Raw genomic sequence first — 14,943 nt, 5'->3', positions numbered from 1 at the left:
CGAAGTAGGTTGCATCGCCAGCAAAGAAGCCTTGAAATATTTAGATACAGATGGTTCACCCTTAAAAATCGGTGAAGAAATCTGGAAGAGTAAGGGAGAGCAACCGAAAGAATATCAAACACCTTATGGTGAGGTTATAGTGAATCGTCATGTATATCAGCGTTCACCTTTGAGGAAAAACGTATTGCCCCTTAGAAAGAGAAGCAAGGATAATCATAACATCAACGCCATTATTGGCAAAACAGGTATCCTCAAAAATGTCAGGGATGGCAGGCAAAGAGGTGAAAAATGATTTATTAGAAAATCATGGTAGAAAAGTAGCGCTATCCTATATCCAAAGATTGAGTGAAGCAGTAGGAAGTGTGGTACAGGCAAAAGAAGAAGCGTGGAGTTATGCCCCGCCCAAGGAGGATAGCCAAATTGCAACAGTGGGAATAGGATTAGATGGAACCTGTATGCTGATGTGTGAGGATGGCTACCGTGAAGCAATGGTGGGAACCGTTTCCCTATACGATAGTGAAGGCGAACGTCAACCTACAATCTATCTAGGTGCGGCACCAGAGTATGGAAAAAAGAGTTTTCTAGAAAGATTGGAAAGAGAAATTGAGCGAGCGAAAAACCGTTATCCAGAGGCAACATTGGTCGGGATAGCAGACGGGGCAGAATCAAATTGGAAGTTTTTAGAAAAGCAAACGGAAGAACAGATATTAGATTTCTATCATGCCTCTGGTTACTTAGGTGCCTTGGCAGAAGCGTTGCATCCTAATACAGTGTCAAAACAAAAAGAATGGTTGACTGAAAATTGTCGAGAACTCAAGCATGAAAAAGGAAAAGCAGGAGAACTGCTAAATCTGATGAAAGAAGTCAAAGAAGAAAAAAGTCATTCTAAGAATCTTACCGAGAAACTACAAGCGGCGATTACTTATTACGAGAATCATCAGCATCAAATGGATTATGCTGAATACTTAGAGAAAAAGTATCCGATTGGTTCAGGTGTTACGGAAGCAGCTTGTAAGACGTTGGTCAAACAACGATTATGTTGTTCAGGGATGCGATGGAAGGAAAAAGGAGCAGGAATTATTTTGAGCCTACGAGCTTTGGTATTGACCAAGGAACGATGGAGTCAATTTTGGGCAAAACTTGATCAATATGGGTTCCCTGTAGAACCCTGATTACAACAGCTTTTATCAACTAAAGGTCGCACCCCTTCGTTTAAGCCTTTTTGAATATTTATTTCTGTATCCAACATTGAACGACTGAGTTCTAATGTTAGTTCTATTTTTATCTTTGAACCCTCTACATTAATTAGTTTTGCTGTCATCATTGTTTCCTCTTTGTCACTTTTCATCTCATGTTAACACTTTTCTTTTCCTTCATCAACTAAAGGTCACACCCGATAGAAATGTCAAAAATGATTCCCTGGGAAGAATATGAGGAAGAATATGCAAAAAACTTCACAGAAAAAAAAGGAGCCCCAGCCAAATCATTTAGAATGGCATTAGGAGCATTAATTATCAAAGAAATTTCAGGAAAAAGTGACAGAGAAACAGTAGAACAAATAAAAGAGAACCCTTATTTACAGTACTTTATAGGAATGGAAAGCTATAGTAGCAAAGAAGCATTTAATGCGTCAATGATGGTTCATTTTCGTAAAAAAATAGGAATGGAATTAATAAATAAAATTAATAAAGAAATAGAAAAAAAGCGACGGGTGTAGCGTCAGAAAAAAAAGAAAATGAAGGAAAGTTATTGTTAGATGCGACTTGTACACCAGCAGATATAAAATATCCAACGGATATAGGAATATTGAATGATGCCAGAGAAAAAACAGAAAAAATAATAGATAAGCTGTATGAAGAAATAAAAGAGAAAAGGAAAGAAAAGCCGAGGACTTATAGGGAAGTGGCAAGAAAAGAGTACTTAGCCATAGCAAAAAAACGTCGTGTGTCAAAAAAAGAAAGAAGAAAAGGAACAAAAAAACAACTAGGATATATAAAAAGAAACTTGTCTGATATAGAAAAAATGATAGAAGAGGGAGCAAAGTTAGAAAAACTAACGAAAAAAGAGCAAGAAGAGCTTGTAACGATAGGAAAAGTGTATGAGCAACAGTTAGAAATGTATGAAAAAAAGACAAATAAAGTAGAAAACAGAATTGTGAGTGTAAGCCAACCTCACGTGCGTCCAATAGTGCGTGGAAAAGCGGGAAAAGCAGTAGAGTTTGGAGCTAAAATATCGGCAAGTAATGTGAATGGCTTTGTCTTCTTAGACAAATTAAGTTGGGATAATTACAACGAATCGGGAGATTTACAAGCGCGAATAGAAGAATATAAAAGGGAAACAGGATGTTATCCGGAATCGGTTCATGTGGATAAAATCTATCGAACAAAAGCGAATCGAGCTTATTGTAAAGAAAGGGATATAAGAATGAGTGGTCCCCGATTGGGAAGACCGCCGAAAGAGGTGAGCAAAGAAAAAAAGAAAGAGGCACGCTCAGATGAAAGAGTGCGTAATGCCATTGAGGGTAAATTCGGACAGGGAAAGAGGAAATTTAGTCTTGGTCGAGTGATGGCCAAACTACCTGAGACCTCGGAAACGGTAATTGCGATGAACTTTTTGGTAATGAATCTTTCTACTCTACTTCAGAAGACAAAAAGTAAAAAGTTGTAGAGTCGTTTTTCTTGTGAAAAATGGTGTTAATTTTCCTCTCTTTTGTGAGGAGTGATTTGTGTTGACCTTTTTAGACAGAAAGGAACAATAGATTAAACAAAATCTGTATTTTGATTTGTTTCCATAAGGATAAGTTATCTATGCTTTTTCAGTCCATACTTCCCTAACCCACATTTCTTTCGTTTTTTGACTTTTTCAGCAAGCCCTATTTACCCAGAACAGGGCAAACGCATCTTATCCGAGTAAAACCTTAAGGAGATAGTCCTCGTCCCAACCAGCGCGTAGCCGTTTATTCTTGATACCAAGTTTCAGAGTATTTTCCTTTGTGAGCAAGTTAAGAGCGATATGGCGTAAGACGGCTAAATTCTCAGGAGCAAAATCCTTACGAATGCGACAAGCATCCTCATTGAAGGCCAAGTCTAGAACCCAATGTAAAGAGTTTTCTATCAACCAATGACTACGAACAGATTGGGATAATTTTTGAGCATTACTCGGCAGGCTACTGATATAGTAGCGAGTCTCATACTCTGTTTTGTCTTTCAATCGTCTCTCCGCTTTAATCATACAGATGCTCGTCAACTTTGCCCATTTCTCCCCACCCAGCAAAAATTCTGTTTGTTCCATCGTCCAGCAACGGCGAATTTCAATCCGTCCATGTCCCTTGTCTATTGTTTGATGGAAATCATGCTTAATTCCCACAAAATTAATCGATTGAGCATGAGCAAATAATTGTTCAACATCCTCACATAGATTACCTTGATTGCCTTTCAATGCCAAAACATAATCTCCCCCTCGCCCTACTATCTGTTGGGCAATCTTTGTCTGAGTTCCCATGGCATCAATCGTTACGATACAACCTTTGACCTCTAGCATTTTCAGGAGTTTGGGTATCGCCGTGATTTCATTCGATTTGCTTTCCACCTTGCACTGTCCTAGTACTAGACGATTTGCTGTTGCCCATGCACTTACCATCTGAATTGCGCCCTTTCCGTTGGCATTATCATAGGAGTGGCGAAGGGTTTTGCCGTCAATCGCTATCACTTCCCCTTCACTTACCTCCGCTATACTTTTGACCCAATGCAGAAAACAGTCTTGAAATTGCTCTGGATTCAGACTAGCAAATACACGCGCAAACGTATCGTCGGAGGGGATGCCATTTGGCAATTCCAAAATTTTTTTTAGCCATTGATGTTTAGCCTTGCCGAAACTTTCCATGGCTACCCAACCTTCTGCTCCACAAATGACGGCTAAGATGGCAATCGTTAGAATATCAATGAGTTTATGCCGTTTTGTTCGTTCGATGCGAGGGTCATCTATTTCGGCAAAGTGTTCTACCAGTCTATATTTGGGTCGGAGTTTCATCGCTTTTGTTTTCTATGCACTTTCCCTTATTTTCCCTTATCCATCCCTCTATAATGTTCTTGTATCTGTATCATTTTTAGATGCGTTCGCCCTGATTGATGACACGCCCTAACCATAGTAGAAAAACCTCATTACGGTCATCGGGGTAAACCCCGCCCCCATGAACAGCCCACTCGTCTTAGCTACCATGCTCAAGCCACTTTAAGCCTCAATATTGATAAAATTCAAGCTTCAGAGCAGACAGCAGGACGTTTTGTCTTGGCGACGAATCAGTTAGATAGGGCTTGCTGAATAAGTATAGAACCCTTGCCAGATAATGCTTTCAAGTATTTTAAAAACGATCAGGTGCAAGGTTATAGACTTTGGAGGCTCAAAGCCCATGCACGTCGTTGGAAAACTGGGGGTTGAAATTGGAAACAACTCTCTGAAGTCACCATTTTTGGCGTCTTGTGGCATCTAGGTTCGTTTTGCTTACATCTTGCACCAAAACTCATGTTCTAAGTTGTGACAGCAACTAACTGAAGTTGGAGTCCAAAAGATTGCAAAAGTGGACGTAATCGCTCGACTTGAGAAAAAAGGGAACAAAGAGCAACATCAGGAAAAAGTGTCTGAAGAGCAGAAGCAGAAGCTTGACCCCAATCAGGTGGTTTAGAGGAGTCAGTAGAAAGATAAACCCAATGGGCAAGAAGAAAACTAATCATCGAAAGAAGCAACCAGCGATAAACCCCCAGAAGAGTTTGTTGACCAAAACGATGTAAACCAAAACGATGTTTTACGGTCTTGAAAAAGCCCTCAATACTCCATCTTCGCCGTCCCCACCAGATAATGGTACTGGACTTAAGAGGACGAGTCGATAAGACGAAGCGTTTTTCGAGTTTGCCGTTACGTTTGAGGTAGAACCAAGAGATAGTAACAGGGAAAGATAATCCATCAAGAGTGACCTGTTGTCCTTTTTTGAGCAAATCACGAAGCTGACGACCATCAGCTAATTTACGGTCACAACGCACACCGACGATAACCGCAAGACGGCGTTTTTTCATCGCTTGAAGGAATTGCACACTACTAAAGGCGGTATCGGCTAAAATGACAACCCGAAAAGCACTCAGGAGTTCTTTGGGTAGGCTATCCACTAATCGCACCGCGAGTTGAGCGGGACTTCTTGTTTCTTTACCTCTCCAAACTCGAAATCCCCAGGGGACTAGAAATTCTCCTATCACCAGATAAATCACCAAAAGATGTAAACCCCTCTTCCCGTGAAGAACATGAATTAAATGCTCAAAAGCCTTAAATTTTCCGCATTTCTCCAGTGTCGTTAAGTCCACAATCACCTGCAACCAAGGTCGTCTTCCTCTTGGAGCATAGGTAAGTAGTTCTTTGAGAATTGCTTTTCGCACTGCTCGGATAATTTGGCGAGTACCCCAATCATACTGATTCAAAAATCGGCTTAAGGCCGAGGGTGATTTTGTTTGACTATGTTGGGGTAGAGGATGACCTTGAGCTTCTAGGAATAGCCCCAACATTGCCTGCAAACTATCGCGTTGATAGGAGGTCGGCATCAAACCTAGCAATGTATAAACTAGGGTCTGGGCTTGTATAAGAATGGTTTCCATTGTTTTGCTGTTTTTTCACTTCTACTCCTTTTTCCACTTTCTTGACCCTTTCCGCCAGTCGTTCTTTTGTTCTGCTGCAAGATGTAAGTTTTGTGGACTTTTTCAGCAGACCCTAGATAAAACCTCGTTGAGCGATGAGCAAATGCTCATCCGTGTCAACTTAAAGGAATGGGTTCCCAAATTTGTTGATTGAGAGCGGCCTTTTCTCGATGTCGCTTTCTCTCAGCTTTGACCAAACCAAATAACTTAGCACGTTCAGCCAGATAGGTTACTGTATCAGGCTTTTCTCCTCTAGCAATAGCCTTCGCTACATAGTATAGACTCCGAAACACCATCTCTACTGAGATTTTTTCTTTCGGTTGATTTAGAGCAATCGCCACTTCCCCTACCAATTGATTTAAGACCGTATAGAAAATCAAAGTGCAAATAATCTGGATTTGGACACCATTCTTATTCCCTACCCATAAATAGGCTAGTCCTAAAAGTCTTTTCGTTAATAAAAAGGCTTCTTCGATTGTCCATCGTCTTCGATATAAATCACAGACCTCTTCGGCGGACAGTTGTTCGGGAGACAACACATTTGTTAAATACTGATACCAGATTGTTCCCCATAATACTGAGACTAATCTCACCGGATGCTTGCAAGGATTAGAACGGTAATTTCCCATAATGATAATCTCATCTCTGTAATGACTACCTTGAGACAATACTTGTTTGGTTTTGTAAGATGTACCCGCTCTAAATCTGGTTAGAAAAAACTTTTTAGCTTCTGTTAACAAATCAAACCACACAAAGCTAAAAAATCCCATATCTACGAGAATTAAACCATTTTCTGGTAATTTAGCTGCCAATTCTTCACACCATATTTTATCATTTGATTTATCATTTTCTGTGTACCATAAAGTAACGGGTCTTTGGGTAAAGGCTTCCACTACCATCATTATTTTACCCCCCAATTTACTCTTTTCTTCTTTACTTATTTTCATATTTTTCCTTATCTGCTCTAGCGTTGAGCCATCTGCTATCCACACTGCACTAAACTTTTCTCTTATTTTTTCCCATTTTTCTCCTACTTGGAGCTTCTTCCCTTTTTCGGCTGCTTTTTCTAACACTTCTTTTAGTAATATTGCAAATATTTCGGCTGGCACATTCATCATTCTTTTTGATACTGCCTGTTTGCTTACTTTTAATGATGCTACCCATAGCAATCCCTCTTCCTCTAACAGTCTTACCGCTTCACTTATACCCGCTATTTGACGATACACTATACTTAACACTAATGCCACCATTACTGGTAAATTTAATACCCTATCTCTCATCATTTTCTCATGAGTTCCCTGTAAATATTTTAATGGTGTAAACATTGTGGGTTCTAGTAATTCAAACAACTCTTTTGTTATTTCAGGGATTTCTACCCCTGGCTGATTTGTCTTACGACGTAAGTCTGGGTTTCCTTTTCTCCGAGGATGTTGTCTTGCCATTTGTTTTTTGCTCACTTTTTTATATACTAACCTTTTTTTCAGCCTACTCTTACTTCCGCCTGCTTTTAGGCTAATCTTTTGTGAGTAGGCATTTTGGCTTAAGTTGACACCAATGGCAAATGCTTGTCCACTACAAGCAACAGCAAGGGGTTGAGCGGGGTTTTCGCTTTCTTAAAGACCCTCTGTTTTTTGCTTCGAGTGTTTTCCTCAAAACCCCTGAGAGGATTATGGCATTGACTTTCATTATGCCGTTGTGTTTGTTGGTGTACAGCTTGGGGCAACGTAAACTGAGACAGGCTCTGGCAGAGCAGGAGGAGACTGTGCCTAATCAGTTGGGAAAGCCGACTCAACCTCCGACTCTGCGTTTGATTTTTCAGACTTTGAGGGGGATTCATTGGGTTGTACTGGATAATTGTCCCCAAATTATCAATCTCACGCTTGAGCGAGAGAGGCTTTTAGGCTTTTTTGGGGCTACTACTTGGGGCTTGCTGAAAAAAGCTGAAACCTTTACGGAGAAAAATAGTAGGCGAATTAAGAACCGCTAGAATGCACGAAAATAGGGTAGAATGCCTCAAAACCATTGCATTAAGAAGAGAGAAAGCAGATGTACCGAAAGCAACAGTACTCAATTGAAACACCAGAAAACTTGAAAAATCTGTTCGGCGGGCAGTTAGACGAAGAAAATCGTTGGATAGAAATGTCAAAAATGATTCTTTGGGAAGAATATGAGGAAGAATATGCAAAAAACTTCACAGAAAAAAAAGGAGCCCCAGCCAAATCATTTAGAATGGCATTAGGAGCATTAATTATCAAAGAAATTTCAGGAAAAAGTGACAGAGAAACAGTAGAACAAATAAAAGAGAACCCTTATTTACAGTACTTTATAGGAATGGAAAGCTATAGTAGCAAAGAAGCATTTAATGCGTCAATGATGGTTCATTTTCGTAAAAAAATAGGAATGGAATTAATAAATAAAATTAATAAAGAAATAGAAAAAAAGCGACGGGTGTAGCGTCAGAAAAAAAAGAAAATGAAGGAAAGTTATTGTTAGATGCGACTTGTACACCAGCAGATATAAAATATCCAACGGATATAGGAATATTGAATGATGCCAGAGAAAAAACAGAAAAAATAATAGATAAGCTGTATGAAGAAATAAAAGAGAAAAGGAAAGAAAAGCCGAGGACTTATAGGGAAGTGGCAAGAAAAGAGTACTTAGCCATAGCAAAAAAACGTCGTGTGTCAAAAAAAGAAAGAAGAAAAGGAACAAAAAAACAACTAGGATATATAAAAAGAAACTTGTCTGATATAGAAAAAATGATAGAAGAGGGAGCAAAGTTAGAAAAACTAACGAAAAAAGAGCAAGAAGAGCTTGTAACGATAGGAAAAGTGTATGAGCAACAGTTAGAAATGTATGAAAAAAAGACAAATAAAGTAGAAAACAGAATTGTGAGTGTAAGCCAACCTCACGTGCGTCCAATAGTGCGTGGAAAAGCGGGAAAAGCAGTAGAGTTTGGAGCTAAAATATCGGCAAGTAATGTGAATGGCTTTGTCTTCTTAGACAAATTAAGTTGGGATAATTACAACGAATCGGGAGATTTACAAGCGCGAATAGAAGAATATAAAAGGGAAACAGGATGTTATCCGGAATCGGTTCATGTGGATAAAATCTATCGAACAAAAGCGAATCGAGCTTATTGTAAAGAAAGGGATATAAGAATGAGTGGTCCCCGATTGGGAAGACCGCCGAAAGAGGTGAGCAAAGAAAAAAAGAAAGAGGCACGCTCAGATGAAAGAGTGCGTAATGCCATTGAGGGTAAATTCGGACAGGGAAAGAGGAAATTTAGTCTTGGTCGAGTGATGGCCAAACTACCTGAGACCTCGGAAACGGTAATTGCGATGAACTTTTTGGTAATGCATCTTTCTACTCTACTTCAGAAGACAAAAAGTAAAAAGTTGTAGAGTCGTTTTTCTTGTGAAAAATGGTGTTAATTTTCCTCTCTTTTGTGAGGAGTGATTTGTGTTGACCTTTTTAGACAGAAAGGAACAATAGATTAAACAAAATCTGTATTTTGATTTGTTTCCATAAGGATAAGTTATCTATGCTTTTTCAGTCCATACTTCCCTAACCCACATTTCTTTCGTTTTTTGACTTTTTCAGCAAGCCCTACTTGTCAGTATTATCTTTTGTCATAGGTGCTTTTCTTATTTTCTTTGTTCTTCTTTTATGTACGGAATGTGGGCTTAAAGACTTGTCAAATAAAGGGTCTAGAATTTTGATGCGTTCGCCCTGTTTCTTGGCATGGGTTCTGGAGTAGATAACCTCATATTTGGCATAACGAATACCGAAGAACCATCATCAATTAATTATTTACAGGTGGGAAAATTTTCCAAAAGTTTGAGATCGGAACCATCCAACAAAATACGACTCAAATTGGCTTAGGTCTAGCCTTCTGTAAAATGGCGGTAGAAGCCCAGGGAGGGACTTTGACTCTTTCACCTAATCAGCCCCAGGGTTCTATTTTCACCGTCGAAATTTAGCGGTAATTCGTAGGATTTAAGCCTTAACGTGATTGAGCTTTTTTTGGAAAGTAGCTAGATCAAAATTGTCAGCCATAAGTTTTTGAATACATTCTACTTTGATCGATTCTTGCAAACGAACTGTGCCAAAGGCATTATCAACAATTTCGACTGTTCTCAGGGTATCCAAATTCACCGACAAAATAGGCACTTCTAGATCTTCTGCCCGGCTGATAATTAAAGGTTGGGGAGTAACATGACCCGTCAAAATCAGACAATTGGTTGAGGTTTCCAAAGCTGCTAATTGGAGATCGGTGCGATCGCCGCCGGTGATAACAGCCTGATTTTCCCCTTTACGAAAATATTCTAGGGCAGAGTTAACATTCATCGCGCCAATCGTCAGACTTTCTACCATCAAATCTAAACGATCAGGACGACACAAAACCTTCGCGTTTAACTGATGAGCAATTTCACGAACACTGACACTGCGTAATAAGCGATCCTGGGGCAATAAACCCAACACAGAAATATGCTGTTTTTCTAAAAAAGGCTTAACCAGGGTCTGAACCTCTGTCATGGACTCAGGCGGAATATCATTAATTACCACTCCCCAAAGAGACTCTCCCAATTCTTGATGGGCCTTGAGAAAGCCATCCACCACCAAAGGGGAATGATAACGAGCAACGAGTAAAATCCCTGCCTTAATGGTTTTAGCCAATTCTAAAAAGGAAAGATTAAATAAACTGCCTTCCCAAAGATTGCCGGGCCCTTCCAAAATGACAATATCTGCTTGGATATCTTGAAGAGAAGATTGAAACTTTTCGCGGTAGTTAACTGCCCCTTCTCCTCGCAAACACGCTTCAATGGTATGGGTATTGAGGGTCAAAAGCGGCATCAAGATCTGATTTGCACTTAAACCGAGAACTTCAGCGACAAAGGCAATATCTGCATCCTCTTGAGGGTTATCTTGATCACCAGAACAGTTCCCAATGGGCTTACCATAGGCGATCGCTAATCCTTCCCGCTGTAGTTGTTGCGCTAAACCTAAAATAGTACCAGATTTGCCACTATAGGCTTCGATGGAACCGATTAACAAACATTGGGCAGAATTGGCCACGAAAATACTCCTTAAAAATTGCAATAATTAACCATCGAAACACAATGAGGCTAGAAAAATTCGAGAAAAATTTACGCTGGAGCGTTAGCTGCTTCATCAAAACGCAATAACTTACGATAAAAAGCCTGGGGAAAGTCCACCTCTTTAGATTCTCGGAAAATAAAGATGAGATCAATCAGATAATCAATAAATTCAGAATTCAGAATCGTGATTTCATAACTGAGTTCCGCTTGACCTTCAAATTGGACACGACAGCGAGTTAATTCTGACGGCAGTTTTGAGACATACCAGGAAGCCGCCAAGGAAATCCCTTCTCCAGACTCAATGCGGCGTTTTCCCTCCAATCTCCCTTGGTTGTAGAGACTCAGGGCGAGAGGAAGAAGTTTCTGTTTATCCTTACTGGGATAGTAGGGCTGATAAACTAATACATCTGCCTTGTTTGCTGGTTCCAGTTTATCTAGGGTAGCCATGACAATCTTCTATTCAATCGTTTTCAAGTTTTCGAGCCGATATAATCTTTCATTATGCTCTATTCGCGGTGTCTAGAGATGATGGTTTCTCCATAAACTAGATTTGACTGAACGAAAGTCATTTATTCTTGATAAGAGTTATGGGTTCAGCCTAAACAGTCACGCGAAAACTCGTTATGCTGTAATACGAGGCTGAAAATCGTTTTAATATTCCTAACCTCTCCAATTTTATTCATAACTGGCTTGTTCCCTAAGATTGTGCGTCTCTCAGCTGTCACCCCTTACTTAACTAAACTCTATGATAGAAGCCTCGACAAGTATCAGCGAAGAATCTCTTTTATCTCGTGAAGAGCGAGTGACTCAGATTAAAAACTTGATCGAAACGCTACGAGTAGCCGATGAAGTTGCCAATAAAGGCTATTTAATTACTAGTTCAGAGTTGGCTGATCTGATGGATATTAATGCGAGTGCTGTCACCAGTAGAGGCGATCATTGGTCATGGCGTAATTGGGTTGTTTCTAGGGTGCGACGGGAAGGTAATCAAATCCTCTGGCAACTAGAACGCACTGACTAACTCCCCCCTCTCCCCAATCCCCCTATCTCCCAGTCCCCCCATTCCCTAACCATGCAACAATTCCTCGGTTCAGAAGCCGAAACTCCCTACGCGATCGCCCAGGCGGTGATCCTTCCCATTCCCTACGAAGCAACGACGACCTATCGAAAAGGCTGTGAGCAGGGGCCAGAAGGGGTATTAATTGCCTCAAATCAGTTGGAAGCCTACGATGAAGAGTTACAACGGGAAACCTGTCATGAAGTGGGTATTTACACCTGTTCCTACATTGCTGATACTCGTCAAAATCCTGGGCTAACCGCCGAGCCGATGCTAACCGTCACCACCAGCACTGTTCTAGACTTGATTGGCGATCGCAAGTTTGTTGTAGCGGTGGGAGGAGAACACGCCATTACTACAGGAGTAGTGCGAGCTTATCAGCAAAGCCTAGCAGAACCCTTTACGGTCATTCAAATCGATGCTCATGGCGATCTGCGTCATTCCTTTGAAGGTTCACAACATAACCATGCCTGCGTGATGCGTCGGGTTTTAGAAATGGGTTTGCCCACTTTACCTGTTGGTATTCGGGCCATTTGCAAAGAAGAAGCGGATCTGATTAGGGAAAAACAAATGACCGTGATCTGGGCGCGAGAAATGGCGGTTAATCCCCATTGGATTGAGGAAGCTTTGAGCAAAATCAAAACGGCTAAGGTCTTTATTACCATTGACGTAGATGGTCTCGATCCGGGCTTTATGCCAGGGGTCGGTACTCCAGAGCCAGGCGGTATGGGTTGGCACGAAACACTCCGATTTTTGCGTCGGGTATTTGAACGCCATGAGGTGATTGGCTGTGATGTGATGGAATTAGCTCCCGTTAGCGATTCCGTTGTCTCAGAATTTACAACGGCGAAGTTAATCTATAAATTGATTGGTTATCGTTTCTTTTGCAGTAATTCTTCAGCAATTCTCAGGTTTAGACACAGCAAGCTTTTTAGAGATTAGATTTAAAGAACATTTTAAAGGGGGGTTTTGGGGTAATTCTATGCGCACTATTGTACCTAAAAACCGGAAGACTCGTAAAATGAACTTGTTAATCCCGTTGAATTTTACCCTGTATTATGCGAACTAAAACCTGAAACCCTGGCTACAGCGCAAATTTAGAATTGCTGGGACAAAACCCAAAAGGGCCTTAAAGGCGATCGCACCCTGATATAATAAAGAGTTTGTAGATAACCGTTTGCAGAATTTACCGTTGCAGGAAGGAGACAGATGGCTCGGATGTATTACGATCAAGATGCCAATTTAGACCTGTTGGCAGGCAAAACCGTCGCAATTATTGGCTACGGATCGCAGGGTCATGCCCATGCCCTCAACTTGAAGGACAGTGGTGTTAATGTTGTCGTGGGGCTGTACTCCGGCAGTAAATCCGTGAAAAAAGCAGAAGAGGCGGGTTTAAAAGTGCTATCTGTGGCAGAAGCCGCTAAAACGGCGGATTGGATTATGATTCTGCTACCCGATGAAGTTCAGAAAACCATTTATCAAGCTGAAATTGAACCCCATTTAAGCGAAGGCAAAGTACTCTTCTTTGCCCATGGTTTTAACATTAATTTTGCCCAAATTATCCCCCCTCCGACCGTTGATGTGGTTATGGTTGCCCCCAAAGGCCCCGGCCATCTCGTCCGTCGTACCTATGAACAGGGTCAAGGGGTTCCGGCTCTCTTCGCTGTGTTTCAAGATGCCAGTGGTCAAGCCCGCGATCGCGCCCTGGCCTACGCCAAAGGTATTGGTGGAACCCGTGCCGGGGTTTTAGAAACCACATTTCGGGAAGAAACTGAAACCGACCTTTTTGGAGAACAAGTTGTCCTCTGTGGTGGCTTAACCGCTCTAATTAAAGCTGGTTTTGATACCCTGGTAGAAGCAGGTTATCAGCCCGAATTAGCCTATTTTGAATGCTTGCATGAAGTGAAACTAATTGTTGATCTGATTGTTGAAGGCGGTTTAGCAAAAATGCGCGACAGTATTTCTAATACAGCCGAATATGGCGATCTGACCCGTGGCCCTCGCATCGTTACCGATGAAACCCGTGCCGAAATGCGGAAAATTCTGAGAGAAATTCAAACAGGTCAATTTGCCCGTGAATTTGTCTTAGAAAATCAGGCTGGCAAACCAGGCTTTACTGCTATGCGTCGTCGGGAATCGGAAGAATTGATCGAGGAAGTGGGCAAAGATCTACGGGCCATGTTTAGTTGGCTAAAATAGTCCTAGACTGGCTCTGAGGGCGCGATCAGAAAGTAGGATAGTTAGACTGATGAATTAGGGGCTGGCTTCTTGTCCGGCATTTCTTTCTAACTCTTCCACTTGTTTTTCGCGCTCGGCACTGGGCCGTTTGAGATTAGGTCTCGGCATCAGACTTAATAATTTTTGATTGATACTATTGCGAGTATTACGGCTATAGGTACTGAGGGGTTTGGGCAAAAATCGATCACCAATGCCAACGAAAAATACGCCGCCAATGATGCCAATCGTTAATAAAGTCTTTACCAGTCGCATAACTTTGTCCTCCTAAGGGTCAGGAGGTTTAACCTAACCTCAATAGGTCAACACACCTGATCATGGAATAACGAAGTATAACGGGGTTAATCGGAGCAAAAAGAATCTTGTCGATAAGAGAATTCCCCCCTTTTTTTGCTACAATCGTTATTAAGTTTCAAATCGCGTAGGTTGCGCGATTGTTGGAATTGACAAGTGTTGATACGTCACAACTCGATTCTCAGTTCGAGACTCTTAAAGAGGCTCGCTCTGGGGAGCAGTTTACCAGAGATAATGGGGTCGTATTGCACTCAAATACCAATGTTGCCGACGGTATCCTGCAAGAATGGAGGATTTTGAACTCCCCGCCTCCTTGTTTTTTAAAAAACAAAGGAAATATTGCTAGAACGGACTCGGAAGTTTCCAGTAATTGATACCACAAGGAAGTTGATTATTGGAGGCGAAAACGGACAAAGGCAAGTCCCAGACCCTAGAACCAAGGAAGCGTAAGCCTCCATCGGTCAATCGGGGAGCGAATATAAAGCAGTTGACTCTGTTTAACTTCGGTTAACTACGTTTTCTGTGTGCCTCTAATTTAGCAAGAAAATTCTAGAAATTACAGAGCGGATTAGCGATC

The 14,943-nt window shown here is 41.2% G+C and carries 12 protein-coding genes and 3 pseudogenes; 8 read left to right on the top strand and 7 right to left on the bottom strand.

All coding sequences use genetic code 11. The features are described 5' to 3' along the window. Positions 1 to 31 precede the first annotated feature (31 nt). The gene (locus tag KA717_33190) at positions 32 to 292 is read left to right on the top strand and encodes a hypothetical protein (protein UXE60373.1); all 261 of its coding nucleotides are present in this window, start codon (positions 32 to 34) and stop codon (positions 290 to 292) included. After that, a complete protein-coding gene (locus KA717_33185; protein ID UXE60372.1) occupies positions 258 to 1,172 on the top strand; it encodes an ISKra4 family transposase in 915 nt (304 codons plus the stop codon). The genes KA717_33190 and KA717_33185 overlap by 35 nt, the downstream gene beginning before the upstream one ends. Here KA717_33185 and KA717_33180 read toward each other — a convergent pair. Continuing rightward, positions 1,145 to 1,348, bottom strand: a complete 204-nt coding sequence (locus KA717_33180; protein UXE60371.1) for a hypothetical protein — start codon at positions 1,346 to 1,348, stop codon at positions 1,145 to 1,147. The genes KA717_33185 and KA717_33180 overlap by 28 nt on opposite strands. Before the next feature lie 48 nt (positions 1,349 to 1,396). On the opposite strand from KA717_33180, the pseudogene KA717_33175 reads away from it, so the two are divergent. Continuing rightward, positions 1,397 to 2,646 (top strand): annotated as a pseudogene (locus KA717_33175) (IS5 family transposase). Between the two features lie 255 nt (positions 2,647 to 2,901). On the opposite strand, the gene KA717_33170 reads toward KA717_33175, so the two are convergent. The 3 genes from KA717_33170 to KA717_33160 form a co-directional block, all read right to left on the bottom strand. Continuing rightward, positions 2,902 to 4,029 (bottom strand): ISAs1 family transposase, encoded by a 1,128-nt coding sequence (locus tag KA717_33170; protein ID UXE60370.1) that lies wholly within the window; start codon positions 4,027 to 4,029, stop codon positions 2,902 to 2,904. Between the two features lie 497 nt (positions 4,030 to 4,526). Beyond that, a complete protein-coding gene (locus KA717_33165) occupies positions 4,527 to 5,639 on the bottom strand; it encodes a transposase (protein ID UXE60369.1) in 1,113 nt (370 codons plus the stop codon). 155 nt (positions 5,640 to 5,794) lie between these two features. Continuing rightward, on the bottom strand, positions 5,795 to 7,120 hold the full coding sequence (locus KA717_33160) for an IS4 family transposase (GenBank protein ID UXE64851.1): 1,326 nt from the start codon (positions 7,118 to 7,120) through the stop codon (positions 5,795 to 5,797). Between the two features lie 119 nt (positions 7,121 to 7,239). On the opposite strand from KA717_33160, the pseudogene KA717_33155 reads away from it, so the two are divergent. Continuing rightward, positions 7,240 to 7,665 (top strand): annotated as a pseudogene (locus KA717_33155) (IS1634 family transposase). A 59-nt stretch (positions 7,666 to 7,724) separates the two neighbouring features. After that, positions 7,725 to 9,061, top strand: a pseudogene (locus KA717_33150) (IS5 family transposase). A gap of 616 nt (positions 9,062 to 9,677) precedes the next feature. Here the strand turns inward: KA717_33150 and KA717_33145 are convergent. Together KA717_33145 and KA717_33140 are read right to left on the bottom strand one after the other, a co-directional pair. Beyond that, on the bottom strand, positions 9,678 to 10,757 hold the full coding sequence (locus tag KA717_33145) for a phosphotransacetylase family protein (GenBank protein UXE60368.1): 1,080 nt from the start codon (positions 10,755 to 10,757) through the stop codon (positions 9,678 to 9,680). Positions 10,758 to 10,828: 71 nt separating this feature from the next. Continuing rightward, on the bottom strand, positions 10,829 to 11,227 hold the full coding sequence (locus KA717_33140; protein UXE60367.1) for a hypothetical protein: 399 nt from the start codon (positions 11,225 to 11,227) through the stop codon (positions 10,829 to 10,831). A gap of 355 nt (positions 11,228 to 11,582) precedes the next feature. On the opposite strand from KA717_33140, the gene KA717_33135 reads away from it, so the two are divergent. The 3 genes from KA717_33135 (at position 11,583) to ilvC (ending at position 14,036) form a co-directional block, all read left to right on the top strand. After that, positions 11,583 to 11,801: a hypothetical protein gene (locus KA717_33135; GenBank protein ID UXE60366.1), complete on the top strand. Its 219-nt coding sequence runs from the start codon at positions 11,583 to 11,585 to the stop codon at positions 11,799 to 11,801. Between the two features lie 51 nt (positions 11,802 to 11,852). Continuing rightward, a complete protein-coding gene (gene speB / locus KA717_33130; GenBank protein ID UXE60365.1) occupies positions 11,853 to 12,779 on the top strand; it encodes an agmatinase in 927 nt (308 codons plus the stop codon). A 267-nt stretch (positions 12,780 to 13,046) separates the two neighbouring features. Beyond that, positions 13,047 to 14,036, top strand: coding sequence for a ketol-acid reductoisomerase (gene ilvC / locus KA717_33125; GenBank protein ID UXE60364.1), 990 nt, complete (start codon positions 13,047 to 13,049; stop codon positions 14,034 to 14,036). A 54-nt stretch (positions 14,037 to 14,090) separates the two neighbouring features. Here the strand turns inward: ilvC and KA717_33120 are convergent, their stop codons facing one another. Next, entirely contained in the window at positions 14,091 to 14,327 is a 237-nt protein-coding gene (locus KA717_33120) for a hypothetical protein (protein UXE60363.1), read from the bottom strand. Between the last annotated feature and the right edge of the window lie 616 nt (positions 14,328 to 14,943).

Origin of the sequence: Woronichinia naegeliana WA131, from assembly GCA_025370055.1 — a bacterium.
GTDB classification, from domain to species: Bacteria; Cyanobacteriota; Cyanobacteriia; order Cyanobacteriales; family Microcystaceae; genus Woronichinia; species Woronichinia naegeliana.
This window is presented reverse-complemented; position numbering and strand designations above follow the sequence as displayed.

Bases quoted from the DNA above. Each gene is read 5' to 3' on its own strand.
- KA717_33160 (UXE64851.1), bottom strand. From the start codon at position 7,120: ATGGCAAGACAACATCCTCGGAGAAAAGGAAACCCAGACTTACGTCGT.
- KA717_33185 (UXE60372.1), top strand. From the start codon at position 258: ATGTCAGGGATGGCAGGCAAAGAGGTGAAAAATGATTTATTAGAAAAT.
- ilvC (UXE60364.1), top strand. From the start codon at position 13,047: ATGGCTCGGATGTATTACGATCAAGATGCCAATTTAGACCTGTTGGCA.
- KA717_33170 (UXE60370.1), bottom strand. From the start codon at position 4,029: ATGAAACTCCGACCCAAATATAGACTGGTAGAACACTTTGCCGAAATA.
- KA717_33180 (UXE60371.1), bottom strand. From the start codon at position 1,348: ATGAAAAGTGACAAAGAGGAAACAATGATGACAGCAAAACTAATTAAT.
- KA717_33165 (UXE60369.1), bottom strand. From the start codon at position 5,639: ATGGAAACCATTCTTATACAAGCCCAGACCCTAGTTTATACATTGCTA.
- KA717_33140 (UXE60367.1), bottom strand. From the start codon at position 11,227: ATGGCTACCCTAGATAAACTGGAACCAGCAAACAAGGCAGATGTATTA.
- speB (UXE60365.1), top strand. From the start codon at position 11,853: ATGCAACAATTCCTCGGTTCAGAAGCCGAAACTCCCTACGCGATCGCC.
- KA717_33120 (UXE60363.1), bottom strand. From the start codon at position 14,327: ATGCGACTGGTAAAGACTTTATTAACGATTGGCATCATTGGCGGCGTA.